Source organism: Halegenticoccus tardaugens (genome assembly GCF_004116405.1).
GTDB lineage: Archaea > Halobacteriota > Halobacteria > Halobacteriales > Haloferacaceae > Halegenticoccus > Halegenticoccus tardaugens.
Window position 1 is genome coordinate 131,408 of the sequence record NZ_SDIC01000002.1, and the last position, 25,805, is coordinate 157,212.

Annotated in this window: 22 protein-coding genes; 9 read left to right on the forward strand and 13 right to left on the reverse strand. The window is 64.7% G+C overall.

The features are described from left to right. Window positions 1–29: 29 nt before the first annotated feature. The 6 genes from C3L37_RS04905 to C3L37_RS04930 all read right to left on the reverse strand — a co-directional run bounded on the left by C3L37_RS04905 (window position 30) and on the right by C3L37_RS04930 (window position 5,798). Window positions 30–1,856, reverse strand: a complete 1,827-nt coding sequence (locus C3L37_RS04905; protein WP_129113521.1) for an ABC transporter ATP-binding protein — start codon at window positions 1,854–1,856, stop codon at window positions 30–32. Next, entirely contained in the window at window positions 1,847–2,623 is a 777-nt protein-coding gene (locus C3L37_RS04910) for an energy-coupling factor transporter transmembrane component T family protein (protein WP_129113522.1), read from the reverse strand. Before C3L37_RS04910 ends, C3L37_RS04905 begins: the two co-directional genes overlap by 10 nt. Before the next feature lie 66 nt (window positions 2,624–2,689). Then, complete coding sequence (locus C3L37_RS04915) at window positions 2,690–3,328, reverse strand: ECF transporter S component (RefSeq protein WP_129113523.1); 639 nt, start codon at window positions 3,326–3,328, stop codon at window positions 2,690–2,692. A 67-nt stretch (window positions 3,329–3,395) separates the two neighbouring features. Then, complete coding sequence (locus C3L37_RS04920) at window positions 3,396–3,860, reverse strand: universal stress protein (RefSeq protein WP_129113524.1); 465 nt, start codon at window positions 3,858–3,860, stop codon at window positions 3,396–3,398. A gap of 68 nt (window positions 3,861–3,928) precedes the next feature. Continuing rightward, window positions 3,929–4,861, reverse strand: a complete 933-nt coding sequence (locus C3L37_RS04925) for a nucleoside hydrolase (protein WP_129113525.1) — start codon at window positions 4,859–4,861, stop codon at window positions 3,929–3,931. Window positions 4,862–4,970: 109 nt separating this feature from the next. Further along, window positions 4,971–5,798: an NAD-dependent epimerase/dehydratase family protein gene (locus tag C3L37_RS04930; protein WP_129113526.1), complete on the reverse strand. Its 828-nt coding sequence runs from the start codon at window positions 5,796–5,798 to the stop codon at window positions 4,971–4,973. Between the two features lie 78 nt (window positions 5,799–5,876). Between C3L37_RS04930 and C3L37_RS04935 the strand changes: the two genes are divergently transcribed. Next, on the forward strand, window positions 5,877–6,596 hold the full coding sequence (locus C3L37_RS04935; protein ID WP_164974667.1) for an MBL fold metallo-hydrolase: 720 nt from the start codon (window positions 5,877–5,879) through the stop codon (window positions 6,594–6,596). A gap of 33 nt (window positions 6,597–6,629) precedes the next feature. Here C3L37_RS04935 and C3L37_RS04940 read toward each other — a convergent pair whose 3' ends face one another. The 3 genes from C3L37_RS04940 to C3L37_RS04950 all read right to left on the reverse strand — a co-directional run bounded on the left by C3L37_RS04940 (window position 6,630) and on the right by C3L37_RS04950 (window position 9,535). Then, on the reverse strand, window positions 6,630–7,733 hold the full coding sequence (locus C3L37_RS04940; protein WP_129113528.1) for a mandelate racemase/muconate lactonizing enzyme family protein: 1,104 nt from the start codon (window positions 7,731–7,733) through the stop codon (window positions 6,630–6,632). Between the two features lie 181 nt (window positions 7,734–7,914). After that, the gene (locus tag C3L37_RS04945) at window positions 7,915–8,736 is read right to left on the reverse strand and encodes a fumarylacetoacetate hydrolase family protein (RefSeq protein WP_129113529.1); all 822 of its coding nucleotides are present in this window, start codon (window positions 8,734–8,736) and stop codon (window positions 7,915–7,917) included. 7 nt (window positions 8,737–8,743) lie between these two features. Further along, on the reverse strand, window positions 8,744–9,535 hold the full coding sequence (locus C3L37_RS04950) for an SDR family oxidoreductase (RefSeq protein ID WP_129113530.1): 792 nt from the start codon (window positions 9,533–9,535) through the stop codon (window positions 8,744–8,746). Window positions 9,536–9,880: 345 nt separating this feature from the next. On the opposite strand from C3L37_RS04950, the gene C3L37_RS04955 reads away from it, so the two are divergent. Further along, window positions 9,881–10,642 (forward strand): IclR family transcriptional regulator, encoded by a 762-nt coding sequence (locus tag C3L37_RS04955; protein ID WP_129113531.1) that lies wholly within the window; start codon window positions 9,881–9,883, stop codon window positions 10,640–10,642. A gap of 702 nt (window positions 10,643–11,344) precedes the next feature. Here C3L37_RS04955 and C3L37_RS04960 read toward each other — a convergent pair. Further along, complete coding sequence (locus tag C3L37_RS04960) at window positions 11,345–12,523, reverse strand: CaiB/BaiF CoA transferase family protein (RefSeq protein WP_129113532.1); 1,179 nt, start codon at window positions 12,521–12,523, stop codon at window positions 11,345–11,347. Window positions 12,524–12,529: 6 nt separating this feature from the next. Then, window positions 12,530–13,708 carry an acyl-CoA dehydrogenase family protein gene (locus C3L37_RS04965; RefSeq protein ID WP_129113533.1) on the reverse strand — a complete coding sequence of 393 codons (1,179 nt, stop codon included), beginning with the start codon at window positions 13,706–13,708 and terminating at the stop codon, window positions 12,530–12,532. A gap of 244 nt (window positions 13,709–13,952) precedes the next feature. On the opposite strand from C3L37_RS04965, the gene C3L37_RS04970 reads away from it, so the two are divergent. Next, the gene (locus C3L37_RS04970; protein WP_129113534.1) at window positions 13,953–14,948 is read left to right on the forward strand and encodes an LLM class flavin-dependent oxidoreductase; all 996 of its coding nucleotides are present in this window, start codon (window positions 13,953–13,955) and stop codon (window positions 14,946–14,948) included. A gap of 18 nt (window positions 14,949–14,966) precedes the next feature. Here the strand turns inward: C3L37_RS04970 and C3L37_RS04975 are convergent, their stop codons facing one another. Then, entirely contained in the window at window positions 14,967–15,467 is a 501-nt protein-coding gene (locus tag C3L37_RS04975; RefSeq protein WP_129113535.1) for a MaoC family dehydratase, read from the reverse strand. A 98-nt stretch (window positions 15,468–15,565) separates the two neighbouring features. Here C3L37_RS04975 and C3L37_RS04980 point away from each other — a divergent pair, with 98 nt between their 5' ends. Further along, complete coding sequence (locus tag C3L37_RS04980; protein WP_129113536.1) at window positions 15,566–16,204, forward strand: isochorismatase family protein; 639 nt, start codon at window positions 15,566–15,568, stop codon at window positions 16,202–16,204. Between the two features lie 42 nt (window positions 16,205–16,246). Then, window positions 16,247–17,182, forward strand: a complete 936-nt coding sequence (locus C3L37_RS04985; protein WP_129113537.1) for an isocitrate lyase/PEP mutase family protein — start codon at window positions 16,247–16,249, stop codon at window positions 17,180–17,182. A 36-nt stretch (window positions 17,183–17,218) separates the two neighbouring features. Here C3L37_RS04985 and C3L37_RS04990 read toward each other — a convergent pair whose 3' ends face one another. Further along, entirely contained in the window at window positions 17,219–18,628 is a 1,410-nt protein-coding gene (locus C3L37_RS04990) for an MmgE/PrpD family protein (RefSeq protein ID WP_129113538.1), read from the reverse strand. 90 nt (window positions 18,629–18,718) lie between these two features. Here C3L37_RS04990 and C3L37_RS04995 point away from each other — a divergent pair, with 90 nt between their 5' ends. The 4 genes from C3L37_RS04995 to C3L37_RS05010 all read left to right on the forward strand — a co-directional run bounded on the left by C3L37_RS04995 (window position 18,719) and on the right by C3L37_RS05010 (window position 25,756). Then, a complete protein-coding gene (locus tag C3L37_RS04995; RefSeq protein ID WP_129113539.1) occupies window positions 18,719–20,161 on the forward strand; it encodes an amidase in 1,443 nt (480 codons plus the stop codon). A gap of 97 nt (window positions 20,162–20,258) precedes the next feature. Beyond that, entirely contained in the window at window positions 20,259–22,343 is a 2,085-nt protein-coding gene (locus C3L37_RS05000; protein ID WP_129113540.1) for a hydantoinase/oxoprolinase family protein, read from the forward strand. Between the two features lie 3 nt (window positions 22,344–22,346). Further along, window positions 22,347–24,239, forward strand: coding sequence for a hydantoinase B/oxoprolinase family protein (locus C3L37_RS05005; RefSeq protein ID WP_129113541.1), 1,893 nt, complete (start codon window positions 22,347–22,349; stop codon window positions 24,237–24,239). Between the two features lie 272 nt (window positions 24,240–24,511). Beyond that, window positions 24,512–25,756, forward strand: a complete 1,245-nt coding sequence (locus tag C3L37_RS05010; RefSeq protein WP_129113542.1) for an RNA-guided endonuclease InsQ/TnpB family protein — start codon at window positions 24,512–24,514, stop codon at window positions 25,754–25,756. Window positions 25,757–25,805: the final 49 nt, after the last annotated feature.

Below are 25,805 nucleotides of genomic sequence, written 5' to 3' on the forward strand. Positions count from 1 at the left end.
ATTTGATAAGTGTTTTCAATCGGACGTTCTCAGTTCTGCTCGCGTTCGATCGACGCCAGCAGTTCGTCGACGGACAGCAGCGGTTCGGACAGGCCAACCAGCTTGCCGAGCCGCGTGATCGCCGGCGGCTGGACGTCCGCCTTCCGGAGTGTCGTCTCGGCGGAGAGCACCGCACGCGGATCGCCATCCAGCAGGAGGTTCGCCTGTGAGAGAACCACAACCCGATCGGCGTACCGCCTGACGAAGTCCATGTCGTGGGTGATCACGACGACGAGTTTCCCTTCCTCGCCGAGAGCCGTGACAAACTCCCCGAGGATCGCCTGGCCGGGCGCGTCCTGTCCACTCGTCGGTTCGTCGAGGACGACGACCGGAGTGTCCATCGCGGCGACCGAGGCGACGGCGACGCGTTTTCGCCACGAGATCACGAGGTCGTAGGGGTTCCTTTCTTTGCTGTTTTCCAAGTCAAACTGACTGAGCGCCCGCTCGACGAGCTCGTCGATCGTCGCGTCGTCGTAGCCGAGGTTTCGCGGGCCGTACCGAACCTCAGACTCGACGGTATCGTGAAACAGCTGATCGTCCGGGTTCTGAAAACTCAGCCCGACGTCGTGGGCAAGCTGGGCGACCCGCTTCTCGCTGGTATCGGTCCCTTCGACGAAAACACTCCCCTCGGTGGGCTTCAGAAGGCCGTTCAGGTGCTTGACGAGCGTCGACTTGCCGGCCCCGTTCTGTCCGATGATACAGACGCAGCCCTCGTCCATCTCGAACGAGACATTTTGCAACGCTCGCACACCGCCCGGATACGTGTGGCAGAGGTCGTCGAAGACGACGCGGTCAGTTCTCGCCGACGCCAGATCATCTCCGGACGCCGTCAGCTCGTCTCGGGGATCGCCGGCGTCGCCGGTGTCGCTCGCTGCGGCCGTCGAGCCATCGGGCTCGACGACGCCGGATCGGTCGAAGCTGCTCGCTGAGTCGGTCACGACCGGTTGCCGTCCGCTCGTCGCCGCGACGAGCGGTTTCAGCTCCTCGGCGCACGCTGCGAGCGTGATCGGCATCGGCTCGGAGCGGTCGACATATCCCGCTTCTCGCAGTCGGTGTCCCACGCGGACTGGCGTCGGCACGGGTATCGGAAGCGAACGCTCGACCGCCGCTGTCAACACGTCCCGCGGCGCTCCCTCGAGCTGGATTCGGCCGTCGTCGAACACCAGCAGCTCGTCGACGTGGGGGACGAGGCGGTCTAGGTTCTGGCTCACCATCACGACCGTGAATCCCTCGCGGTTCATCTCCGTGACGACGCGGATCACGTCCTCGGTCCCCTCCGGATCGAGCTGCGCCGTGGGCTGCTGGAGGATGAGGATCTCCGGTCGCATCGCCAGAACCGAGGCGATCGCGACGCGCTGACACTGCCCCCCAGAGAGGCGCTGGGGGTGTCGGTCCGCCAGCTCCTCGATGCCGACGAGGTCGAGGGTGTCGAGCGCGCGCTCGCGCATCTCCTCGCGGGACAGCCCCATACTCTCGAGCCCAAAGGCGACTTCTTCGAGCACGGTCGACGTCGCCCCGGTGAGCTGGTCGTAGGGGTTCTCGAAGACGAACCCGACGGTCGAGGCGAGGTCGCCGAGCGTTCGATCCGTCGTCGGCGCGCCGTCGACGGTGACCGAACCGGTGAGGTCGCCCTGGTAGAAGTGCGGGATGTGCCCCGCGACGAGCCGGCAGAACGTCGCCTTCCCGGCGGCGCTCTCGCCAGTGATCCCGACGAAACGCCCCTCAGCGATCGAGTAGCTGACGTCGCGGAGCGCCATCTCCCCCGTCGGCTGGGCCGCGTACCTGAACGACACGTCTTCGAGTTGGATTATTGCCATACCACGATCCTCCCGACGACCGCGAGTGCGACTCCGGCGACTGCGAGCCACCGGATCGCCTTCTCAACGCTCGGATCCGGTACCTTGAAGAGAAAGGTACGTTCGTTGGTCGAGTTGAACCCGCGCGCATCCAGCGCGAGCGCGCGCGTGTTCGCCGTGACGAGCGTACTGATCAAAAGCGGTGCGAGAAGCGCGACGATCGAAGTCAGACGCGTCCGGAGGTCTGCCTCGGTGTCCAGCCCCCGAGCTTGCTGCGCTTCCGTGATCGACTTCGAACGACTTCGCATCTGCGGAATCATTTGTATCGAGGCGATAAAAACGTATGCGAGTTTGTTCGGCACGCCCTTGTCCATCAGCGCGACGCGCATCTTCTGCGTGGGACTCGTCGTCGCCATCAGCAGGAACGAGAGGATGAGCACTAGCACGCGGAAGGTGATGAGTACCGCGGCCTCGAAACCCGCCTCCCACACGGTTACGGGTCCGACCGTGACGAGCGGCGTTGTCTGATGCGCCGGGTTCAGAATTCCCTGTATCACCAGCAGGAACGCGCCGAACGGGACTATCAGCGCCCCGACGAGCTTGAAAACGACGCGATGGACTCCCGCGACGGCGACGAGCAGCGCGAGCAAAACGGCGAGGATTGCGGAGACTCGATAGTCGGGGATGACGAACACGATGGCCGACAGACAGAGTGCTACGACGATCTTCGTCACCGGGTTGAGTCGGTGGACGACGCTCTCTCCCGGCTGGTAAATCGTCTCGTCCATCAATGATTCACCTCTCCGGCGGGGAGTGCCGTCCACGGTTCGTCCGATTCGGCTTTCATTCTGTAGTCACTTAGCGTAGACGCGCTGGCCCTGCGGTGGGAGGAACTGGGTTGGGACGGCCCGGCCGATGAAGTACGCGACGAAGGCGGTTCCGCCCTTGTCCACGACTTCGACCATGAGCTGGGCGGACAGCGCGCTCTCGACGAGGGTCTGTCCGGAGGCCAGGATGACGCCGGTCACGAGGCTCGCACCCGCGCCGGTGACCCCACCAAAGACCATGACGACGATCGGGGTGGCTACGAGTGTAGCGACGATCGGAAGGATGAGCGCCGGGACGATCACCTTCTTTACGCTGCCGAACCAGCCGCGCCGCGCGAGAAAGCCCGCCGTTAGTCCGATCGCTACCGGAACGGGAACAAACGCGAGCTTGACCGGGTTGCCGAGAAGGGTCGCGATGACGTTCCCGAGACCGCCGGTGAGCGCGGCGGCCCAGGGGCCGGCCAGAATCGCGATGAGGACGGTCCCGATGTTGTCGAGGAACAGGGGGAGTTTGAGCGTGTTCGTGATGATGCTCCCCGTCGTGTTGATCCCGATTCCGATGGGTATCAGCACCCAGGTCGTTGTCGTGAAATCTTCACTTATCTGTGATTTGAGCCGGTGGAAAGCCCCGCCGGTGGTCTCGGTTTGCGATGTGTGTTCTGCCATCAATTATCACAGACCTCAAATTCTACCGCCTCTACTTAAACCTTCCCCTGCGAGGGCGGGCGATGAACTACGCCTCGTCGTCCACCGCAACCGTCACGTAGCCGTCGAAGTTGAGCAGCACCGACTGCGCCGTGTCCCCGAAGAGCGCCTTCCCCGTCGGTGAGCGACGCGCGCCGGGGACGAACACGTGGTCGCACCCGTTGCTCTCGACGACTTCGATTATCCGATCGGAGGGACTCGTCGCGCCGACGATCTCTCCGCGGGCGAGATATTCGACACCGCGGCTGCCGAGCACCTGATCGCCGAGCCGTTCGGCGACAGCCTGAACGAGCTCTTCGGCCGTTTCCGGTCGGCGGGAGTCGTTCGTCCCCGCGTGGTTCCAGAGGCCGTCGAGCTCTTCCCGAGCCGCATCGTCGTCAAGCAGCGCGAACACCACCACCCCGACGCCGAGCCCGCCCGCGATCTCTCCGGCTTCTCGGAGGAGTCGCACGCTTGCGTCCGACTCGTCGACGACTACCAGTAGTCGATCCATGGGAGGGGGTCTCGCGGCACCGTCATAAATGTGCGCCTGCGCTCGCGGCGACGTCACGGGCCGGCGCGTCACCCGAGTCGTTCGAGGCTCTCGACGATCACGTCGCGGCACCGGTCGGGGTCGACGTCGACCGCCGCTTTGCAATTCGGCTCCTCGCCGTAGACGCCGTGTTCGTCGTAGATCGTCGCACCGTTGGACGGTCCGCTGGTCGTGTCGACCGCCACGTACGCGTCCTCGAAGGTGAGCACGTCGTCGAGGATCCCGGCCAGCACGACCGAGTCGCTCGCGACGGTCCCGTCGAACCCGAACGATCCCGTCTCGTTGTCCGCTTTGAGCCGGAGGATGTCCGACACGACTTGCCGGTACTCGTTTTGTCCGTCGAAGCGATCGACGACCTTGCTCGGCACGTAGGCGGGTTCGGTGACGTCCAGTCCGACGACGTGCGGGTAGCCGTCCTGGACGACGCGGGCGGCGGCAGGCGCGTCGACGTAGAAGTTGAAGGACGCCTGCGGGGTGACGTTGCCCGTCGTCTTCAGCGCCCCGCCCATCTGGTAGATGCCGTCGACGAGCGACGGGAGTTCGGGCTCCTTCGCGATGGCGAGGGCGACGTTCGTCTGCGGACCCACCGCGGCGATCGTGAGGTCGTCGTGCTTTCGCGCCTGGTCGACGATGAAGTCCGCCGCGTGGTCGCCGACCGGGTCCGTCGTCGGTTCGGGGAGCCGATCCCGGATCGGCGCGGGAATCCCGCCCTCGCCGTGGATGTACTCCGCCATCGTCAGCTCGTCGGCGAACGGCTTCGCGGCTCCCTTCGCGACCGGAACGTCCGATCGGCCGACGAACTCCAACAGCGAAAGCGCGTTGTGCGTCGTGTGCTCGATGGCGGTGTTGCCCATTACGGTGGTCACGCCGACCACGTCGACGGCGTCGCTCCCCAGGGCCATGTACATCGCCAGCGCGTCGTCGAGTCCCGGGTCCACGTCCAGCAGCAGCTTCCGTGTCATTGGCTGTCGTGTTCCCCGTTGCGGTCGGCTTTGATAAATGTTCCCACCGCCCGCCGCGTCCGTCGACGTGCGGTGTGGTGGGGTGAAAGGGGAGGAGATCTGTCGGCGGCTACGCGGGTGGCTCGTCCCACTCCTCGCCGTTGTCCTGCGGATCGTACCCGATGACGTCGCGGGCATGGTCGATGTCGAACCACCGGCGGTCGTTGTCGCTCACGCCGTAGAAGACGTCGAACTCGACCTCGTCGTCCTCCAGACAACGCTCGACCATCTGCGCGAGGTCGCGGCGGGACTGCCACATCGCCTTCATCCGCGCGACCATCTCCTCGTACTCTTCGCTCCTACGCTCCCACCTGCCGTCGTCGACGCCGTGCTCGGCGTCGCCGTACGGGTGGTCGTACGCCTCGTGGCGGACGCTACAGATCCGGAGTGCGTAGAACCGCTTCGGGTACTCGAAGTTCTCCACGTAGTAACGGCCAAGGTCCTCGTCGTACGCCTTCGATGCGCCGTAGTACGAGTCGGGGCGGTGCGGGGCGTCCTCGTCGACCGTCAAACCGAAGTCCGGGGAGTAGATCTCGGGGGCGTTGTCGACCTCGTACATCCCGACGACGTGGTTGGTCGACCCGAAGACGAACGTCTCGACCTCGGCCTCCTTGGCCGCCTCCAGCGCGTTGTACATCCCCCGAATGTTGTTGTCGAGGGTCTGCTCGAACGTGCCGTCGGTCTCAGGATAGCCCGCGAGATGGATCACCGCGTCCTGCCCGTCGAAGGCGGGACGGATCGATTCGAGATCGGAGACGTCAGCGACGAACGTGTCGTACTCGTCGCGGTCCGACCGATTCAGGTACGTGAACTCGTAGCGGTCGTCGTCCGCAAGCTGGTCGATGATCGCCGTTCCGACGCGTCCGAACGCGCCTGTCAGCAAAACGTTCGTGCTCATGCCCCAAGCATCCCCCGTCTCCTACAAAAGCGTTTAGGTGGGGAAGATTCATGAGGGATGCCCGCAGAGTCGCCTCCGATGACTCGACCGATACTGGAGTACTACGGACTCTCGTCGTTCTCCGTCGAATACGGTGACGTTCGCATTCTCGTCGATCCGTGGCTCGACGGTCCGGAGTGGTCGACCGCCTCGGTGGACGACTTCGACGATCTCGACTACGTCTTCGTCACCCATGGGGCCTACGATCACCTCGCCGACGCCTACCCCGTCGCCGAGCGAACCGGTGCGCAGGTCGTCACCGAACCCGCGGTCGCGGACCACCTCGTCGCGGAGGGGCTTCCCCCGGGTCAGGTTCGGCGCGTCATCTGGGGCAACGCGTTCACGGAGAACGGGTTTAGCGTTCGAGTCCTCGAAACCCGCCACCTCTCGTATTTCGAGTCCGGGGATCGGCGGCTCTCGGGGATGCCGCTCGGCTTCCACTTCGAGTTCGGCGGGGCGAGCCTCTACTACGTCGGTGACACGTCGCTATTTTCCGATCTCGAACTGTTCGTTCGACTCAACGACCCCGACGTCGTACTCCTTCCTGTCGGCAGTGCCCCGGGCGACCTGGCACCGCTCCCGCCCCGCGACGCCGCTGAGGTCGTTTCGTGGCTGGACGTCGAAACCGTCGTCCCGGTCCACTACGTGCCGGGGAGTAACGAGGTTCGTGAGTTCGAAGCGAACGTCGCGGCGACGGGCCGCGCGGACGATTCGCCGAACGTCGAGGTGTTGAACGTCGGCGACAGGTACCGGATCTAGCCGGCGAGCGCCAGGTTCCGGAATCGACGATCGTCAGATTCTGAAACCGTCGAGCATGTCGTCGTCGAGAACGACACCGTGACCGGGTCGGTCGGGAAGCGTGAGAACGCCGTTCTCGGGTTCGAGCGGGTGCTCGATGACGTCGTCGAACGCCTTCACGTCGGTGTCGCGGTAGAAGAACTCGATCCAGAGACCGTTTTCGATGGCGGCGAGTAACTGGACGTGCAGGTCCCAGTTGTAGTGGGGCGCGATGGGAATGTCGTAACAGTTCGCCAGGTGCGCGACGCGCATCCACTCCGTGACGCCGCCGACGACCGTCACGTCGGGTTGGACGATGTCGACCGCCTTCTCGCGGAGGAGTTCGGCGAAGCCGTACCGCGAGAACTCCAGCTCGCCCGCCGCGACGGGGTAGTCGAGCGCGGCATTGACCTCGCTCATGAGCCCAACGCTGTCGGGCATTACCGGCTCCTCGATGAAGTACGGATCGTACTCGGCAAAGGCGCGACAGGCGCGGACCGCCTCCTGCTTGTTCTTCCACTTGCCGTTCGCGTCGAGGAGGAGCGTGCGTTCGTCGCCGACGGTCTCGCGGGCGACCCTGACGCGCTCGACTTCCTCCTCGACGGAGAGCCGACCGACCTTCATTTTCATCACGTCGTGGCCCCGGTCGACGTACATCTGCATCTCCTCCCGGAGCCCCTCTAGCCCCTTTCCTTCGCGGTAGTACCCGCCGCTCGCGTAGGCGGGAAGCTCGTCCGTGTACGCACCGAGCAGTTTGTAGAGGGGCTGGTCCGCGTCCTTCGCCTTGATGTCCCAGAGCGCGATGTCGATGGTCGAGATGGCTCGGACCATGACGCCCTTCCGGCCGACTTGGACCGTTCCATCGAACATCTCGCGCCAGAGTCGCTCGGTGTCCCGCGGGTCCTCGCCCAGTATCATAGGCGAGAGGACGTCCTCGACGGCGTCTGCGATCAACCCCGCACCCCCGTAGCCGAGCGAGTAACCGAGTCCCTCGGTTCCGTCGTCGGTGCGGATGTAGGTGATTGCGTGATCGCGCTCCTCCACGACGCGCGTCGCGAACGCCACTGGCTGTTCGAGCGGGATAGATACCGCGAAGCTCTCGACTTCCGTGATCTCCATGGGTTCGTTTGTCACCATCCCTCGATGCTATAAATAGATTGTGTCGGGGGCGACCCTCGCCGTCGATGCGCGAGGTTGCCGTGTCGCCGACGCGCCATCGTGGTGTCGACGCGCCGTGCGTAACCGCGGCGCTAACGCTCTCATTCGCGTGACGCCGCCGGAGCGTGTTCGAGGGATCAGATCAGCGAACCACGTCGGCGGAGAGCACGCCCACGCGTTCGACGGCAGCCTCGACCGTGTCACCCGCAGCGATGACGTGCGCGCCGGGCGTCCCCGTCGAGATGATGTCGCCGGGTTCGAGCGTCATCACGCGCGAGTGATACGAAACGAGTTCCCGCGGCGTCGTCATCATGTTGTCGACGGAGTTTTCGGCGACAACAGCGTCGTTCACAATGGTCTGAACGGTTAAGTCTTCCAGCGGCCCGACGGCATCCTGCGTGACGATCCACGGTCCGATGACGATGAACGAGTCAAAGCTCTTCGAACGCGTGAGATACCGGGGATTGCGTTCGAGGATGTCCTCGGCGGTCATGTCGATGACGGGGACGTAACCCGCGATGACGTCGTCGACGTCGGCGAGCGCGACGTCCGAACACTGGCGGCCGACGACGACGCCGAGTTCCGCCTCGGCCGTTACGCGGTCGGTCAGTTCCCGGGACGGAAGTCGTATCGGACCGCCTGGTCCGACGGCAGCCGTTCGCGGCTTCATGAAGCTCGCCGGCTCGGTTGGGCGCTGCTCGTTCAGATCCGAGGCGTGTTCTGCGTAGTTCAAGCCGATGCCCCATAGCTTCCCGAGCGTCTCAAGCGGAAGCGTCAACGGGAGCTTCTCGGCCGAGATCGGCCGCGCCGTCGCGTCGGTGGGATCGGGGAGCGTTCCGTCAGCGGCGGCGCGAAGCGCGGCTGTCACATCCGTCAGAGCAGGATTTGCCGCGGCGAGCGGACGGAATCCGTCCTCGTCGCCGAGCAACGGCGTCCCGTCTTCGGTTCGAGCGATGTACGTCATTGTCGTGTTAGAGGTTCGATTTGAGCGCGCCGCCCTCGACGGGGATCGCAGCACCGTTGATGTAGCTCGATCGCTCCGACGAGAGATACCCGACAACGTCGCCAAGTTCAGTCGGATCGCCCAAGCGTCGGAGCGGAATCGCTGAACTCCGCGTTTCCAGTCCCGACTCGTACGACTCGTACTCGCCACGCTCGACGGCGTCTCGAACGAGCTGTTGCGTCCGCTCGGTCTCGTGAGGGCCGGGGAGGACCGCGTTCGCGCGGACGTCCGGTGCCAGTTCTTTCGAGAGCGTTTTTGTCAGGCCGACGAGGCTCATGCGGACGGCGTTCGACAGCACGAGCGAGTCAATGGCCTCCTTGACGCTTCGCGACGTGATCGCGACGATCGTGCCGCCTTCCCCGTCACGAAGCGCATCGGCCGTCCCGCGGACGAGGCGAACGGCACTCATCACCAGGAGATCGTACGCGAAATACCAATCCTCGTCAGAGGTCTCCAGGAACGGCCCGCTCGGCGGGCCCCCTGCGTTGAGTACGAGATGGTCGAGACCGCCGAACTCCGAGAGCGCCGCGTCGACGAGTGCGTCGACGTCCGCTTCGACCGTCAGATCAGCTCGCTGGGTGAGAACGCGTCCGCGTGCAACGGATTCAAGTTCGTCGCGCGCGGCTTCGAGTCGGTCCTCGTCACGGCCGTTTATCATCACGTCGGCACCCTCTCGTGCGAGAACTTCCGCCGAGGCGAATCCGAGACCACTGCTCGACGCTGCGACGAGCGCGGCATTTCCGTCTATACCAAGGTTCATGCTACCGTACAGTACTCATTTCACCCACTACATAAAGCTTCGCTGTGGAATCCGCGCGGGGAGCGCATGCATCGCGGTTGACCGAGGCGGTTCTGAAGTTTTGTATTACTGAACTCCGTCCTTGTATCGCGTGAGTCTTGTACGATGTGCAGGGAGAGCAATGTCGGCTCTCTCGCTCGTCACCGCATCTCCTTCACCGTCATGAGCGCGCCCACCGTTAAGCGACCGCGCCAGTCTCCCCGTCGAATGACGCGGCCTCGGCGCGAACCGCGAACGATCGAATCGCTACTCCCCGTTCAGTAATAATAAACAAACCTTTTGTAGATGTTCGCCAAACGCTACCGCATGTCCACAGCGAAAAACCCGGTTCGGTCGGTCGAACGTTCCTTGGAGATCATCCAGGTGCTTCGGGAGCTAGACGGTGCCACCGTCACTGACATCGCGAATCACCTCGACGTGACGAAGGGGACCGCCCATAACCACCTGAGCACGCTATTGGCCCACGAAGTCGTCGTTCAACGGGAGGGTGAGTACCATCTCGGCATCCGGCTCTTCGAGATCGGCGAGGAGATTCGAAGCGGGAAGCAGATCTACCACGTCGGCGTTCCCGAGGTCAACAAGCTGGCGGAAGAAACTGGTGAACTGGCGAATATTCTGATAGAGGAGCATGGGTGGGGAACGTACCTTCACCGCGCGCAGGGGGATCGGGCACTCTCGCTTGATACGGGCGTCGGTGCGCGAGTACACCTTCACAACACAGGTCTCGGAAAGGCGATACTCGCCCATCTTCCCGAGGAGTACGTCCGCGACGTTCTCGATCGCAACGGCATGCCGGCGACCACCGATAAGACGATCACGAGCCGAGGTCACCTGTTCGAGGACCTCGCCGCGATTCGCGAGCGCGGCTACTCGCTTGATGCCGGAGAGCGCGCGGAAGGGATCCGCTGCGTCGCCGCCCCGGTGATTACGAGGGACGGGGAGATTCACGGGGCGATCAGCGTTGCCGGGCCGCGCGGCCGAATGAAGGGGGAGAGGCTCGACACGAAGATCCCGGAGCTGGTCACGAACGCGGCCGACGTCATCGGTATCAATCTCTCGTACGCGTAGTCTCCCGACGACCGTTTAGTATTACTATACTTGAAACGCCCCGCAGGGGTGCGATTCGTGTTCGGAGCGATGTGCGATTTAGCGATATTGAACACGTGGATCATCTCGACTGCCGTACTTCAGTGATGAATCGACCAAGCGTTACAGCCATAGCCACGTTACGGACGTAACTCATAACGAAAAGGAATCACGAAATCCCATCATTCGGGTGACTCGCAGCCGTCGGCGTCGACATCACACCTTGATCGATGGTAAAATCTGGATTGTACCCCGATGAGTACCGACGATGCCATCGATTCGCCGTTACAGATCCGATACGATATTGTGAATCGAGCGCCAAAAAGAAACGCGCTGGGGATGTAGGTGGTCGCATGTATCCGAACGCGAGTGTGAGCGATCGGCGCTCGCGGCGAGAAGGTGTGTGACAACAATACCAATGTAACGTATTTGTATCGACCGATTCGGATCACTCGTTCGCAGATAATGTCGGTGTCTTTATGTATTCTTTGCGGCGGAGAAGCGAGCGCGCATGGAGACGACAGATGGTCAGTCGCGCGGGCGCTCGCGGTCGATCCAAATGCGTATTCACATCACCTATCGAGACTTGCGAAATTAGTGATGACGAGCGTCGGATCGATCACCGACGGAGTCGTCGGTTGAAAACCATGCGACGGTGCCGTCGCTTCGGCGATTCGAGAATGACTAGATGACTCCCGTCGAGTCGAAGCGCTCGATTTCCTCGCGCGAGTACCCCAGGTCTTCGAGGACGGACTCGGTGTCCTCCCCGAGATCGGGCATCGGTTCCCGCTGGACGGCGGCGTTCCCCATGTCGAGCGGATTGTCGATGAACCTGATTGGCCCGTTCGCCGTCTCCATCTCGCGGACCATCCCCAGGTGGACGGTCTGCGGGTGGTCGAGCACCTCGTCGATGCGGTTCACGTCGCCCCACGGGAGTCCCGCGTCCTCCAGTCGGTCGGCCCAGTAGTCGCGCGGTTCGGTCGCGATCTCGGCTTCGACCGTTGATTCGAACGCCTTGCGGTGCTTCATGCGCGTTTCGTTCGTGGCGAACCGCTCGTCCGCCAGCAGGTCCGGACGTTCTATGACCTCCTCGCAGAACAGTTCGAAGTGGGGTTCCGAGAGGACGGCGAAGTTGACGTACTGGCCGTCGCTCGTCTCGTGGGGGCCGTACGGCGTGAGCAGGTGGTGACGCATCCCCACACGCTCGGGAATCTCGTCGGCGTACCAGTACTTCAGCGGGAAGTAGCCGAGCCACGAGAGCATTCCGCCGAACATGGTCACGTCGAGTTCCTGTCCTTCCCCGGTGCGTTCGCGCTGGAACAGCGCGGTGAGCGTCCCGACGACCCCGTACATTGCGGCGTTGATATCACAGACCGAGAGCGGAATCTTCGCGGGGGCGTCAGGACTGCCGTTCATGGGAATGAGGCCCGTTTCGCCCTGCATGACCATGTCGTAGGCCTTTCGGTCCTTGTACGGGCCGTCCCGGCCGTATCCAGAGATGTTGAGATAGATCAGCGATTCATTCTCCCCGCGCAGCGACTCATAGTCGAGGCCGAGGTTCTTGACGACGCCGGGCGAGAAGTTCTGCACGACGACGTCGGCCTTCGCGGCCAGTTCCCGACAGATGGCGTTTCCTTCCTCGTTCTTGAGGTCGAGTTCGACGCTCTTTTTGTTCCGGTTGACCCAGACGTGCGCGGACGAGTGGCCGCGGACCGCCGTGTCCCAGTGGCGGTTGACGTCGCCGACGCCCGGGCGTTCGACCTTGACGACTGTTGCGCCGAGGTCGCCGAGGAGGCGGGTGCAAAACGGCGCGCTGATGCCGCTTTCGAGGGCGAGCACGTCGATGTCGTCCAGTGCGTACATCGCTTCTCAGTACGAACGGGGGAGGTCGAGAACGTGCTCCCCGATGTAGTTGAGTATCATCTCGTCGCTGATTGGCGCGATGCGTGTGAGACGCGCCTCGCGGTAGAACCGCTCGACGTCGTACTCGACGGCGACGCCGTAGCCGCCGTGCGTCTGCACGGCGGCGTCGGTCGCCTCGGACGCGGCCTCGCGCGCCACGTACGCGGCGATGTTGGCCGCCTCGCCCACGTCGCGCCCCTCCTTGAACGCCCGCGCCGCCTGGTAGGTGATGGTGCGCGCGGCCGTCGTGCGGGCATAGGCGTCGGCGAGTGGGTGCTGGATGGCCTGGTTGCTGCCGATCTGCCGACCGAACACCTCGCGTTCCTTCCCGTACTGAACGGCCCGCTCGATGGCGACCCGAGCCAGCCCGACCGCCTCGGCGGCGATGACGACGCGCTCCTCGTTAAGTCCATCCATCACCTGGTAGAATCCTTCGCCATCCTCGCCGATGAGGTTCTCCACCGGTACTTCGAGGTCCTCGAACCAGATTTCGTACGAGGGGACCGCCGCCCGGACGTTCTTCTCGATCTCCTCCGCGTCAACCGCACCCTGCTCCTTCGCGTCCTCAATGTCGACGAGGAAGAGACTCATCCCCCGCGTCTTCTTTTCGACCTCGTCCTTCGGCGTCGTGCGGGCGACGAGAACCATGTAATCCGACGCGTGAAAGCGCGAGCACCACGTCTTCTGCCCGTTTACGATGTAGGTATCGCCGTCACGCTCTGCGCTCGTAGTGATGCTGGTCGAGTCGAAGCCCGCGTTCGGTTCCGTGAGAGCGAAGCACTGGAGAAGCTTTTCGCCGGTCGCCAGTTCGGGCAGGAGCTCCTCCTTCATCTCCTCGCTCCCATAGTTGAGCACGGACCGCGGGATGAACATTGCGCCATGACACGCCATCGACCCGTTGAATCCCGCGCCGCTCGCCGAGATCTCTTCGAGGACGATGGCCGCTTCGAGCGGGTCGAGTCCCGCTCCCCCGTACTCCTCGGGGATGACGGTTCCGAGCCATCCGTGTTCGCCTAGCGCTCGGACGAAGTCCGCGGGGAACGCCGCGTTTCTGTCGTGTTCGCGCCAGTACTCGTCGTCAAAATCGTTGCAGATGCGTCTCACTTCTCGCTGAATGAGCCGCTGTTCCTCGGTGAATTCGAGCACACTCTATACACCGCCAGCGGTCGCATAAAGATTGTGCTACCGAAACGCACACGCATCGATCGCCAACGTCGGGAACCGCGCGCCGGCTGAGACGATCTCGAAGATTGAGTTCTGTCTCTCCGTATTCCGAAGTTGTGAGAGCGTTGTCCGCTCGCACGGGTGGGCGCCGACGCGTCGACGGCGCGAACGAGTTCGAGCGCCTCCCCGAAGCTACAAATACGCCCTCGTCGTGGAGTGAATTATCATGAAATTTGGACTGCTCCTCGTCAGCCAGTACGACGAATCTCGGCCCATGCGAGGGATCAGCGACGAACTCGCCGCGCAGACGGAACTCGCGCGGGACGTGGGTTTCGACGGCGTCACGGTAGGCGAACACCACGTCACGGACAGCGACCAGTACCTGCTGAACGAGGCGGTCGTCGCCCACGTCGCGGAACACGTTGGCGAGATGGATCTCTGGACCACGCTATGTCTCCTCCCGTACCACAATCCGGTCCGCATCGCGGAGTTCGGCGCGACGATCGACGTCCTGACCGGCGGTCGGTTCCGTCTCGGCGTCGGCCTCGGCTACCGGCAGGCGGAGTATGACGCGTTCGGCGTGTCGAAAGCCGACGCCCCCGGCCGACTCATCGAGGGCGTCGAGATAATCAAGCGGCTCTGGACGCAGGAGTCGGTGACGTACCACGGCAAGCACTTCACACTCGAAGACGTCTCCATCCGCCCGCAACCGCTCCAAGACCCGCGCCCGCCGATCTGGGTCGGCGCGAGCAACGAGTCAAGCGTCCGCCGGGCCGGGCGGATCGCGGACGGATTCATTGGCGCGCACGTCCCGTTCAATCTCGCGAGACGCCAGGTGGACGACTTCTACGACGAGCGTGGGGTCGAAGGCATCGCCGGCGGCGAAGTCGGCTTCATCCGGGAGGCATTCGTCGCGGCGACGGAAGAGCGGGCCGAACGAACGGTCCGCGGACCGCTTATGGACAAGTACGAAAGCTACAGCGACTGGGGACAAGACGACGCCATCGAAGCCGACGATTTCGGGTCGCCGTGGGAGAAACTGCGCCACGAGCGGTTCCTCGTCGGCAGTCCAGACGACGTCGTCGCCGACATCGAACGCTACCGCGAGGAGTTGGACCTCGATTATCTTGTCGTCCGCACCCAGTTCCCTGGGAACGACTTCGAGGACGTCCGCGAGTCGATCCGGCTATTCGGCGAGGAGGTCATCCCCGCGTTCCGGTGAGCGACGGCCGCTGCGGGGTCACTCCTCCGCGTTCCGCTTCGGGATGAGCACCGTCCGCTCGAACTCGATGACCTGCTCGCCCGTCTGTTTGTATCCCCGGGTCTCGACGGTGACGATGCCGTCGCCAGGGCGGGACTCGCTCTCGCGCTTCGTGAGCACCTCGCTCTCCGCGGAGAGCGTATCGCCGTGGAAGACGGGATTCGTGAGTCTGACGTCGTCCCACCCGAGGTTCGCGACCGTCTTGTAGCTCACGTCACTCACGCTCATCCCGGTCACTACCGCGAGGGTGAGCGTCGAGTTGACGAGACACTCGCCGAACTCAGTGTCCTCGCCGTACGTGTCGTCGTAGTGCAGGGGATGGTTATTCATCGTCAGCAGGGTGAACCGAATGTTGTCGTCCTGCGTGACGGTCCGCTTCGGCCGGTGTTCGTACACGTCGCCGACCCGAAAGTCCTCGTAGTATCGGCCGTACTCCTCGCGGTATCGCCCCTCATCAACCTCTCTGCTGTGTCGAACCATGGCGGGGCGTTCACCGGCCGCCGCTATATCGCTTTCGTCGGGGGGCGAAGCACCCGCAACGCTTTGATGCTGGAACCTGAATCGAATCTCGACACACAATGACTACCGACGATTCGAAAGAGGCGGTGTACGAACGCGCCGGCATGACCGACAATCGTATCGGGTTCGGCGAACGGCCGGCGGTCGTCGTAGTCGACGTCCAGAACGGCATGACCGACCACGAGAACCCGCTGGGGGCGGACCTCCCCGAGATGGTGGAGTACGCAAATAAGGTCGTCCAGGCGGCCCGCGAGGCGAACGTCCCCGTGGTGTTCACCCGGACGGTCACGACACACCCCGACGCGGCGGACATGGGCGTCTTCGCCGAGAAGATACCGGCGCTGAAGACGCTCCGGGACGGCACCGAGTGGACCGAGATCGACGGCCGGATGGACGTCCGCGGGGGCGACCACGTCCTCGACAAGCGCCACGCCAGCGCGTTTCACGGCACCGAACTCGGCTCGATGCTGACGGCGATGGGGATCGACACGCTCGTCGTCGCCGGCTGTTCGACCAGCGGGTGCGTCCGCGCGACGGTGTTCGACGCCGTGGCGAACGGGTTCCGGACCGCGATTCCGGCGGAAGCCGTCGGCGACCGATCGACGGCGCAGCACGAGTCGAACCTCTTCGACATGGGCGCGAAGAACGCCGACGTCGTGTCGACCGAGGAGGTTCTCGCATACCTCGACTCGCGGTGAGCGACACAGCAGTTATGAGGACGGACGGTACTCGTTGAGGGTATGTACGGCGAACGGCTCCGCGAACTCATCGACCGGAACGAGCTGCTCCAGTGTCCCGGCGTCCACGATCCGCTCACGGCCGCCGTGGCCGATGCGGTCGGATTCGACGCCATCTACCTGACCGGATACGGGACCTCCCTCTCGAAAACGGGATACCCCGACGCTGGACTCCTCACGATGCCTGAGATGGTGGAGAACGCGAAGAACGTCCAGGAGCGGTCGTCCGTCCCCGTCATCGCTGACGCAGATAACGGGTACGGCAACGCCACGAACGTCGTCCGCACCGTCCGCGAGTACGTGCGAGCGGACGTGGCGGGAATCCACATCGAGGACCAGACGTTCCCGAAACGCTGCGGGCACACCAAGGGCCGACGGGTGATCCCGAAGGCGGAAGCGGTCGGGAAGATCCGCGCCGCGGCAGACGTCCGCGACGAGCGCGACGAGTCGTTCGTGCTCGTCGCCCGCACCGACGCGCGCGGGGCGGTCGGCGGCGACCTCAACGACGCCATCGATCGGGCGAACGCCTACGTCGACGCCGGCGCGGACATGGCGTTCGTCGAGGGGCCGGTGGACGAGGGAGAGATCGCACGCGTGGGCCGCGAAGTGGACGCGCCGCTCGTGTACAACTGCGTCGGCGAACTCGGCACGTCGCCGTACGTCGAACCGAACGATTTGGAGCGGATGGGGTACGACCTCGTGCTCTACCCCGTCGCGTCGACGCTCGCGACGGTCGCAGCCGTCCACGAGCGCCTTTCCGGACTGAAATCCGAGGGGATCGGGGCGCTGGCCGACCTCGACCGGGCGTTCGCTGAGACGCCCGTCGGCGACCTCCACCGATTCTCCGGATTCCCGGAGGTGGTCGAGTGGGAGCGCCGTTACATGCCCAAGGAGGAACAGGAAAAGTACCGCGACTCGCTCGGCGACGACGTCGAGTGATCGGGAGCCGATCTCTGGCCGTCGGGGCGTTCGGCGTCAGTCCCCGGCCGCGGGCGCGTTCGCCGCCGCGCGGTCGCGGGCGAACGGCTCGATCAGATCGGCGACGTCGATCGATTCGAGCGACGCGAGCCGCTCGCGCGCGTCCACCGTCGCCGCATCGCCGAGGACGGGCTCTGCGAGTTCGTCGAACTTCGCGACGAGTTCGTCCCGCGAGAGCGGATTCTCCGGTTCGCCCCTCGCGTACTCGGCGGCGGCCTCGTACGTCCCGTCGTCGGTTTCGACGACGACGTCCGACGCCCACTTTTCGGGGTAGGCCTCGTCGATCCACGCCGCGGACTCGACGGCGGTGCGGTCGATGAGTTCCCTGAGATCGTCGGGAACGCCGCCCTCGACGGCGTCGAGGAACGCGTCGACGCCGGCGTCGCCCCGTCCGAGCACGAGAGCGGCCCCGAACGGCATGCTGAACTGCGCGTCGACGAACGACTCGGGGTACGCGTTCGCGGGGTGACCGACGAGTTCGACGCCCGGCGTGGCGATGCGAACCCTGACTGATTCGACGTCGGCGGGATCGACCCCCTCGGACGCCGCGACGTCGAACAGCAGGTCCATCGGCGCGTGCATGTACCGACAGCAGGGGTAGGGCTTGACGCCCACCTTCAGCAGTTCGTAGTCGTCGCCCAGTCCTTCGGTCGCCTTTTCCGGGTCCGGGTCGTCGGAGTAGCCCCGCAGGAATCCCCTGTCGCCGTCGATCGGATTCGACGCCGCGAAGAAACCCGCCTCCGCGAGCGCCCCCCCGACGAGGGCAGCGTGGGCGGCCCACCCGGGATGCGCGCGCTTGTTCCACCCGCCATTTTCGAGGAACTGGAGCGACCCCGCGGCCTGGCTGCCGTTGAGACCGAAGGCAGCCTCGAACGTCCTCGCCTCCCACCCGGAGACGACGCCGGCCGCGGCCGTCGCGCCGAACGTCCCGCAGGTGCCGGTCATGTGGAATCCGCGTCCGTAGTGCGACGCCGGGTTAACGGCCATTCCGAGCCGGCAGACGATCTCGTACCCGGCGACGACGCCTGCGAGGAACTCCTTGCCGGAGGCGTCAGATTTCTCGGCAGCGGCGAGCGCGGCGGGGACGACCGGCGCGCCGGGGTGGAGCGACGCCGCCCGGTGCGTGTCATCGTAATCCAGCGAGTGCGCCATCGCGCCGTTGAGGAACGCCGCATACGCGGGCGACGCGGACCCGCCGGTCGCCAGTATCGTCGCGCCATCGCCGCCGCCGTCGAGTTCGCCGATCCCGTCGACGAACGACTCGCTCGATGCAGCGCGGTTCCCGCTTCCGACCGCGATACCGACGGTATCGAGAACGAGTCGTTTGGCGTGCTCGACGACATCGTCCGGGAGGTCATCGTACGCGAGCGAGGCACAGAACTCCGCGTACGTCTTCGTCGTGCTCATTGGTAACGTGAGTGCAATTCACGTATACTCACTTAGTCCTTTGTCCCGCGGAGGCGAGGTATTTTATCCGATGACTGGAATGGGTGCGGTATGACACGGCACAGTCCGGAGAGACGCGATCGGCTGCGAACCCTCGCGGACCGACTCGGCCTGGAGGTGAGCGACGAGGGGGTCGACGCGGCGCTCGAAACCGCCGACGAACTTGCTCCCTCCGTCCCCGAGTCTCCGACCGTCGAGGAGCGGGAGTCGGTCGGATCGATGGCCGACGATCCGAACAACGCGCTGCTTGAGGTGTACGACGAACCGCGCGTCGAACGGGAGAACGGACCCCTCTCAGGTCTCGACGTCGCCGTGAAGGACGTCATCGCGGCGAAGGGACTGACGATGACGTGCGGGTCGAAGTCGTTCTCGGTCGTCCCGTCCGAAGACGCCGCCGTCGTCGAGCGCCTCCTCGGCGCCGGTGCCGCCCTCATCGGCAAGGCCAACACTGACGCCTTCGCGTTCGGGCCGACCGGCGAGTTCAGCGAGTTCGGAAGGGTCGTCAACCCGGTCGCCACAGAGCGGGTTCCGGGCGGGTCGTCCAGCGGGAGCGCGGCGGCGGTCGCCGCCGGAACTGTCGACGCCGCGCTCGGCACCGACACCGGCGGGAGTGTTCGCATCCCGGCGGCGTGTTGCGGCGTCGTCGGCGTGAAGCCGACCCACGGGACGACGCCTCGGTACGGCTTCGTCGACCTCGCGCCGACGACGGACTGCATCGGGCCGCTGGCGCGCGACGTGGAGACGGCCGCGCGGGTGCTCGACGCGATCCGCGGCGAGGACCTCCGCGACCCGTCCAGCCGCGCGGCCGACGGGTCGACCGTCACGGCGCTCGACGAGGACGAACCGCTCCGGTTCGCGCTTTTGACGCCGTTCGTCGAGAAGTCCTCCGACCGCGTCGCCTCGACCGTCCGCGCCGTCGCCGACGCGCTCGAAGTGCGCAACGACGCGTCGGTGGCCGCCGTCGACCTGCATCTCGGCGGCATCGAGGCTGCGTACCCCCTCACCATCGCTACCGAGTTCGCGTGGCTGCTCCGTCAGCGCGGAACGATCCGCGGACAGGGGACCCAGTACACAGAGGAGTGGCGCGCGACGGGCAAATCGTTCACCGACAGCCTGAACGAGCACATCGCGCTCCGCGTCCTCCCGGCAGCATACCTCGACGAGGTGACCGGCGGGCAGTCGTACGTAGCGGCTCGCGAGTCGATCACCGCGTTTCGCCGACGCCTCCGCGCCCTGTTCGACGACTTCGACCTGCTGCTCGCCCCGACCATGCGCGTGGTTCCCCCGATGTACGGCGACGTCACGGCGACCGAGGGGATGGAGAACGTCTCGGGTAACACGGGCCCGTTCAGCCTCGCCGGCAACCCGGTCGTCTCGGTTCCGGCCGCCGAATCGGACGGGCTACCGGTAGCCGTACAGGTCGTCGCGCCTCGCTTCGAAGACGCGACCGCTGTCAGAGGGGCGGCGCTTGTCGAGGCAGTGCGCGACCGCTAACCGTCGGACCGTCCCGCCACTGTCGGCGTTCGATCGTGCAAAGACTTAACACGGTAGTTTGTGACTCACACTATAGGCTTCAGCCCGAAGACAAAGAATGACATCCATCCAAATTGGTGTAGACGTAGGAGGTACAAACACGGACGTCGTCATGGTCGGGGACGGCGTCGAGGTGACGCACAAGCTCCCGACGACCGTCGATCCGTCGGATTCGAGCGCGGCCGGAGTAACGGAAATCGTAGAGCGCCACGCCGTCGACCCCGCGGACGTCGACACCGTACTGCACGGGACCACCGTCGGGACGAACGCGCTCATCGAGGACGAAGGGGCGAAAACCGGGATGCTCACGACAGAAGGATTCCGGGACGTCATCCACATCGGACGTCATCGGAAGCTGCACACCTTCTCGATCCAGTTCGAGCAGCCACAGCAAGCAAACCCCATCGTTCCCCGGCGACGAAGAAAGACCATCTCGGAGCGAATCTATCCGCCCGGCGAGGTCGTTCGACCACTCGACGAGGGGGAGGTCGTCGAGGCGGCCCGGGAGCTCGTCGACGACGGGGTCGACTCCATCGCCGTCTGTTACCTGCACTCCTATCTCGATACGACACACGAGGACAGGACGAAGGAACTCGTCCAAGAACACTTCCCGGAGGTCACCGTCAGCACCTCGAACGAGGTGGTAAACCAGTTCCGCGAGTACGAGCGTTTCACCACGACGGCCATCAACGCCCGTCTCGCGCCGGTCATGTCGAACTACCTCGACCGCTTCGAGGAGCAGCTCGCGGAACGCGGTTTCGAGAACGCTGACATCCTCATCATGCAGTCGAGCGGCGGCATGGCGAGCGTTCGAGAGGTGACGAGAAAACCGATCACGACGCTCCTCTCCGGCCCCGCTGGAGGCGTGCTCTCCGGTCGGTTCTCGGGGGACAGGGCGGACGAGGATAAGCTCATCACGCTCGACATGGGCGGAACGAGCGCCGACATCTCGGTCGTTCCGGGGCGGTTGCTAGAGCGCGACGCCCGCGACAGCATGGTCGCGAACTATCCGACGGTCACGCCGATGTTGGACGTCGAAACCATCGGCAGCGGCGGTGGCTCGATCGCATGGTTCGACGGGGCCCACGGGTTCAACGTCGGCCCGAAGAGCGCCGGCGCGAACCCCGGCCCGGCGGCGATGGACCGCGGCGGCGACCGACCGACGGTGACCGACGCACAGGTCGTCCTCGGCCGCATCGACCCCGACGCGTTCCTCGGCGGCGAGGTGGACCTGAAGCCCGAGCTCGCGCGCGAAGCCATCGAAACCCACTTGCTCGGCGTCGTCGAGGGAGAGCAGTTCTCGACGGTCGAGCGCGCCGCGCTCGCCGCGCTGGAGGTGGCAAACAGCAACATGTACCAGTCCATCCGCGAGCAGACCATCCGCCGCGGCTACGACCCGCGGGAGTACACGCTCGTCGGATTCGGGGGTGCCGGTCCGATGCACGCGCTCGACCTCGCGGAGGAACTCAACATCACCACTGTGCTGATTCCGCCGTCGCCGGGCATCGCCTCGGCCCGCGGCCTCCTCACGGGCGACGTCAAGTACGACAACCAGGTGACGTTGAGCCAGCGGCTGAGCGACGTCGGCGCGGACGAGGTTTCCCGCCGGTTCGAGACGCTCACGAAGCGCGGGACCGAACAACTTCGCGGCGACGGCATTGACGTGGACGAGCGGGCGACGCTCCGGACGTCCGTCGACATGCTCTACGAGGGGCAGGGGTACGAACTCACCGTCGAGTTCGACGGCACCGACGGCGACTGGCGCGAACGGTTGCGGGAGCGCTTCGAGGAGAAACACGAGATCGAGTACGGCCACTACTTCGAGGAGGACCCCGTCGAACTGCTGAACCTTCGCGTGTCCGCCAGCGCGGAGAGCATCCCCTACGAACCGCAGCCGGTCGATTCGGTCGCTGGCGCGGACGCGGCGAGGACGGACGAATCCACCGTCTTCTTCGGCACGTCCGCGGATCCGCGACCGCGGACCGTGGCTCGCTACGACCGCGAGGAACTCGGCGCCGGCACCGTCGTCGAGGGGCCGGCCGTCGTCGACGAGTTCGACAGCACGGTGATCGTAAACCCCGGCTGGCGCGCGGAGGTGCTGGAGAGCGGATCGATTCGCTTGACGAACGACGGAGGTGCGTGAACGATGATTACCGACGACCAGGAACGGAGAGCGGAGGAACAGCGCGGTCTCCTCGAGGAGCGCGAACTCGATCCGGTGACCCTGCAGGTCATCGGCGGGGAGTTCGACACCATCGCCGAGGAGATGGGAAGCAAGATGATCCGGTCCTCGTATTCCTCGATCATCAGGGAGAGCGAAGACATCGGTGCCGGCATCTTCACGCCGGACTGTGAGGAGGTGGCGGAAAGCGATTACACGCCGATGCACGTCGGATCGCTCCCGGGGTACCTGCGCGGCATGTACGAGTGCATCGAAGAGCGCGGAGAGGACGTCTTCGAGGTAACTGAGCCCGGCGACGTGTACTTCCACAATCATCCGTACTACGGCGCGAGTCACTCGCCCGACATCGCGGTCATCGTCCCCATCTTCTACGAGGACGAGCTCGTCGGCTGGTCGGCCGACACCGCCCACATCCTCGACATCGGCACCGCGACGCCCGGCATCACCATCGACCTGTACGACGTGTACGCAGAAGGGCAGTTGTTCAAGGCGCGCAAAGTCGTCAGCCGTGGCGAGCGCATCAAGCCGATCTGGGACCACATCCGCGACAACACGCGGACGCCCCGGATGAACGACGGCGACCTGCAGGCGATGATCTCGGCTGCCGAGATCGGCCGGCGACGGTACGTCGAATTGATCGAGAAGTATGGCCTCGAAACCGTACAGCAGGCGGGCGAGGATCTCATCTCCTACGCGGAGGACTTGCTCCGGAGCAAGGTCGCGGAACTGCCCGACGGCGAGTGGCACGAGACGGCGTACCTTGACGACGACGGCCGCAACCGCGACGCGCGCATCACGATCGACGTGAAGGTGCGCGTCGACGGCGACGACATCGCCATCGATCTGACCGGCTCGAACGATCAGGTGCCGACCGGCTTCAACTGCCCCGTCGACGGGGCGACGAAGGTGGCAGCGTACTTCACCCTCCGGGCGCTCCTCATGGACACGTACGTCCACGACGAGTACATCCCGCAGAACTCGGGGACGTTCAGGCCGATTACCGTCGAGACGCGGAAGGGCTCCATCTTCGACCCGAACCCGCCGGCCGCGGCGTTCGCCCGCATCAATCAGGTCGACATGATGGGCGATCTCATCGTGAAGGCGCTCCGCAACGCGGTCCCGGACCGCGTCATGGCCGGCAACGCGGCGCAGGTGTTCTTCACCAGCTACAGCGGTCCCGAACCGGACTCCGAGGGCGACGAGTACTGGGTCTACCTCGAAGTGAACGACGGCTCCTACGGCGGTCGGCCCGACAAGGACGGCGTCGACTGCGTCGGCGCGCTCATCCACAACACGCGCAACCGCCCGGTCGAGGACATCGAGCTGTCCCACCCGATGCGCGTCGAGCGGTACGAACTCCGCGAGGACGGTCACGGTGCCGGCGAGTTCCGCGGCGGGCACGGCGTCTGTCGCGAGACGACGTTCCTCGTCGACACCGTCATGTCGACCGAGGGCGACGGTGGGCACCACACGCCGTGGGGCGCGTTCGGCGGCGAGGACGGCGCGGGCGCGTCCATGTGGCACGTCCGGACCGACGACCGGGATGGGAGTGCGCCCGTGTTCTACTCCCGACGCGATCGGATGCCCGACGAGATCGACTATGGCGACGAGGTGAACGACGTCGAGAAGCTGTACACGAAGGTCACCGGTTACCAGTTCGAGCCCGGCGATCACTTCATCGTGAAGTCGGCGATGAGCGGCGGCTACGGTGACCCGCGCGACCGTCCGGTCGACCGGGTGTTCGACGACTACCGCGACGGCCTCATCGACGAGGGAATCGCCCGCGAGGACTACGGAGTTGTCATCGAGGATGGCGAGGTCGACCGCGACGCGACGGCCGACCTGCGCGGCCGCTGACGCGACCGGGGCAACCTATTTGGGTTTTCTCGGCTAACTGTACCGTATGATTCGGTATTCGACCGCAGCCGAGCGGCTCGACTACCGGTGCGACGACTGCACCGCACGGATTCCGTTGTTTCAGCATACTTCGAGGTGGAGCCTCCGACCTCACGGAGCGAGCGAAGCGAGCGAGTAGGTCGGAGAGGAAACTGACGAAGGACGACGCAACCGCACGACGGTAGCTACCCGACTCCCGAACGTATAAGTACCGTCGGGTAGCAATCTGAAATATGGAGGTGCGTCGAACCACGCCGGTCAAGCTCATCGTTCCTGATGAGCGCCGCGACGACCTCCACGAATCTGCTCGACAGTTCCTCTCCTGTGCGAACCGTGCCGCCGAGTTCTGTTGGAACGACGACTCCTACACGAACTGCGTCACCGCGAATACGACGGCACGGGACGCACTCTACACGGAACTCCGAGAGGAAACGGACCTCACCGCGAACCTCGTTCAAGAGGCTATCCGACGCGCCGTGCAAGCGATGAAAGGGTGCGTCGAACGGTGGAAACAGGGCAAGCGCGTGAGTCAACCGGAGTTCACGTCATGGAGCATGGTCTACGACAAGCGGAGCGCGACGTTCTACCGCGACCGTGTGTCCCTTTCGACCGTCAACGGGCGCGTCGAGTGCGATTTCGAGATTCCAGCAGATAGTCCGACGCCATACGAGCGGTACGTTCTCTCAGAGGATTACGAGTTCCGGGCGAGCACACTGCAATACGATAAGGCGACCGACGAGTTCTACTTCCACATCACGACGCGGAAGTACGATAGCGACGAATCCCAGGTTTCGGAAGATACCGAGCACCAAACAGTCCTCGGTATCGACCTCGGCGTCAACAGCCTCGCAGTGGCTTCGACCGGAACATTCTGGCAGGGCGACGAGTATGACCACTGGTGCCGCGAGTTTGAGAATCGACGCGGTGAGATGCAGCAGCGCGGAACGCAAGCCGCGCACAACGCGCTCCTTCGCCTCGGCAAGCGAGAAGAAGCGTGGCGGAAGCAGTATATCCACACCGTCGCTAACGAGATCGTCACGGAAGCCGTCAAGAACAGATGCGACGTAATTGCGTTCGAGGGCCTGACGGACATCCGCGAGCGGCTTCCGCAGGCGAAGTGGCACCACCTATGGGCGTTCCGCCGGTTGTTCGAGTACGTCGAGTACAAGGCCCCGGAACGCGGCGTTACGGCGAAGCAGGTTGCGCCGAACCACACGTCCCAACGCTGTTCTCGGACGGACTGTGGGTTCACGCACGAAGCGAACCGTGACGGCGAACAGTTCCACTGCCAGAAGTGCGGCTACGAGGTCAACGCGGACTACAACGCAGCGAAGAATATCGGGCTACGCTACGCCCGAAAGCGGACACACAGACTCCGTTCCTCGCCCACGTCGGGGAGCGGAGACGCACCAGTAGACGTGCGTATACATGGTGGGACGGTGACCGGCAAGAGTCACCAGCCAATTGCCGGTGACTGATTGCCGGGAGTCCACATCAAAGCCCTCCCCTCAACGAGCGAATCCCGTA